This window comes from Mesorhizobium sp. M7A.F.Ca.CA.004.04.2.1 (genome assembly GCF_004022825.1).
GTDB lineage: Bacteria > Pseudomonadota > Alphaproteobacteria > Rhizobiales > Rhizobiaceae > Mesorhizobium.
Window position 1 is genome coordinate 1 of the sequence record NZ_RZPH01000811.1, and the last position, 2,790, is coordinate 2,790.

The following is a 2,790-nucleotide window of genomic DNA, read 5'->3' on the forward strand; positions in this document are numbered from 1 at the left end:
GATTTCGGCCATGGATAAGGTCTCCGCGATTCCGCCTGGGCTATCTAATACCGGATCAGGTTTCGTCCAACACCGATCGCTTGCGCCAGGGGACGAAGGTTGTCAGAAATGCCGCGCCGCGCCCATACAGGTCGGCCAAAACGAGAGACCGACATGCCCGCCCAAACCAATTTGAAGCCGGTTCTGACCGCGCAACAAGTCAATGCGCTGATGGAGACCGTCTATCCGCAGCTCAACGAGCAGTTCAAATATTTCGAGGCGATCGACGTGTTCCCCGGCGGCTGCACCGTGCGGCTCAACGCCGGCGAGCGGCACCTGCGTCCGGGCGGCACGGTGTCCGGCCCTTCGCTGTTCACGCTGGCCGACATTGGCGGCTACGTCTGCGTGCTCAGCCATGCCGGGCCGGATGCGCTTTCCGTTACCGTCAACCTCGACATCAATTTCGTGCGCAAGGCAGAGGCCGGACCGATCGACGGCCACTGCCGCATCCTGAAGCTGGGCAAGAGCCTGATGGTGTTCGACATCGACATCGTTGCCGGCCCGGACGGGCACACGGTGGCGCACGCCACCGGCACCTATTCGATCCCGCCGAAGCGGAATGGCGATGTGGTAAAATAATACCTTTCACTTAACTTATTGTTTTCGCCGCATTTTGTCAGATATTCTCCTTTTCGCGCGCCTTGACGCGATCACCACCCTCGCCTATAAGCCCTCACGAAGCAGCGGCCCGCAAAGGCCGCCGTTTTGTTATTGGCGGCGGGCAGCGTCCTTCCGACAATCCAAGCAACAAGAAACGCCTTCTCTTATGAAGGTCAGAACCGAGAGCAGAAAACATGACAACCTTTTCGCAGAAGCCTGCGGATGTGGTGAAGAAGTGGATCCTGATCGACGCCGAAGGTCTCGTCGTCGGTCGTCTGGCCACTGTCATCGCCAATCATCTTCGCGGCAAGCACAAGCCGACCTTCACCCCGCATGTCGACGACGGCGACAACGTCATTGTCATCAATGCCGACAAGGTGGTGTTCACCGGCAAGAAGTTCACCGACAAGGTCTATTACTGGCACACCGGCCACCCAGGCGGCATCAAGGAGCGCACCGCGCGCCAGCTGCTCGAGGGTCGTTTCCCCGAGCGTGTCGTCGAGAAGGCCGTTGAGCGCATGGTCCCACGTGGCCCGCTCGGCCGTCGCCAGATGAAGAACCTGCGCGTCTATGCAGGTGCCGAGCATCCGCATGTCGCACAGCAGCCCGTCGTGCTCGACGTGGCCAAGCTGAACGCCAAGAACAAGAAGGTCGCATAAGATGGCTGAGCTTTCCTCGCTCGCAGAACTGGGCGCCGCCACCGGCAACACCAATACCCAGCCGGCAGCCCCCGTCCACGTCCAGAAGCTCGACAAGTCGGGCCGCGCCTATGCCACCGGCAAGCGCAAGAACGCCATTGCGCGCGTCTGGGTGAAGCCGGGTTCCGGCAAGATCATCGTCAACGACAAGGAATTCGCGACCTATTTCGCGCGTCCGGTCCTGCAGATGATCCTCAACCAGCCGATCATCGCCTCCAACCGCGCCGGCCAGTACGACATCGTCGCGACCGTTGTCGGCGGCGGTCTCTCCGGCCAGGCTGGCGCCGTGCGTCACGGCATCTCCAAGGCGCTGACCTATTACGAGCCGACGCTGCGCGCCGTGCTCAAAAAGGGCGGCTTCCTGACCCGCGACAGCCGCGTCGTCGAGCGCAAGAAGTACGGCAAGGCGAAAGCCCGTCGTTCGTTCCAGTTCTCGAAGCGCTAAGCGTTCCGCAGCTTCAGACAATCGAAAAGGCCGCCTCCGGGCGGCCTTTTTGTTTGCGGCTCGGCAGTCACCCCACCCGCGCCTGCGGCGCGACCTCCCCATCGAGGGGAGGTAGAAGAGCGCGACGCCCTACCTCCCCTCGATGGGGAGGTCGGCGCGTAGCGCCGGGTGGGGTGAAGGCGCCGGCATAAACAGGTCAGGCCTTGCCGCCCTTGATATAGTCGATGAACGCCCGCAGCGGGGCCGGCACCAGCCGCCGGCCGGGATAATAGAGGAACGGTCCGGGAAAACTCGGCCACCACGGTTCGAGAATGGGCTCAAGCGCGCCGCTTTCGAAGTAGGGGCGAAGCCAGCCCTCGAAGAGGCCGATGATGCCGGTGCCGGCGATGGCCGCATCGACGGCAAGATCGGTCGCGCCGCCGATCCGCACGATCAGCGGCCCTGTCGGATCGACCCGCACCACCTCACCGTCGCGCTCGAACTCCCAAGGCAGCATCGCACCGCTGGCAAAGCGCCCGCGCACGCAAGAGTGGCCAAGCAGGTCGCTCGGGTGTTGCGGCCGCCCATGACGAGCAAGATAGGCAGGGCTGGCAGCGGTGGCGAAGCGCTGCACGCGCGGTCCGATCGGCACCGCGATCATGTCCTGCTCCAGCCGCTCGTCATAGCGGATGCCGGCGTCACACCCGGCCGCCAGCACATCGACAAAGTTCTCATCGGCGATCACTTCCAGACGGATGCCGGGATAGGCGGCGAGGAAACCCGGCACGATATCCGGCAATATCAGCCGCGCGGCGCTGACCGGCACATTGAGACGCAGCGAACCCGCCGGCCTGTCGCGAAAGCCGTTCACCACATCCAGCGCCGCCTCCACCTCCGACAGCGCCGGGCCGAGCCGCTCCAGCAGGCTGAGGCCCGCCTCGGTCGGGACAACGCTGCGCGTCGTGCGATTGAACAACCTGACACCAAGCTGCGCTTCCAGGCGACGCACCGCCTCACTCAAGCCGGAGG

At 63.7% G+C, this 2,790-nt stretch carries 4 protein-coding genes; 3 read left to right on the forward strand and 1 reads right to left on the reverse strand.

Annotated features, from left to right (window positions below):
- The first annotated feature begins 153 nt into the window (after positions 1-153).
- From EN893_RS27435 to rpsI, 3 genes are all read left to right on the forward strand, one after another.
- Positions 154-618, forward strand: coding sequence for a PaaI family thioesterase (locus tag EN893_RS27435; protein ID WP_027162402.1), 465 nt, complete (start codon positions 154-156; stop codon positions 616-618).
- 215 nt (positions 619-833) lie between these two features.
- Positions 834-1,298 carry a 50S ribosomal protein L13 gene (rplM, locus tag EN893_RS27440; RefSeq protein ID WP_013532205.1) on the forward strand — a complete coding sequence of 155 codons (465 nt, stop codon included), beginning with the start codon at positions 834-836 and terminating at the stop codon, positions 1,296-1,298.
- Between the two features lies 1 nt (position 1,299).
- Positions 1,300-1,782, forward strand: a complete 483-nt coding sequence (gene rpsI, locus EN893_RS27445) for a 30S ribosomal protein S9 (RefSeq protein WP_023810272.1) — start codon at positions 1,300-1,302, stop codon at positions 1,780-1,782.
- Positions 1,783-1,978: 196 nt separating this feature from the next.
- Here the strand turns inward: rpsI and EN893_RS27450 are convergent.
- Positions 1,979-2,790, reverse strand: an 812-nt coding sequence (locus tag EN893_RS27450) for a LysR family transcriptional regulator (RefSeq protein WP_164901152.1), incomplete at its 5' end; no start/stop codon positions are given.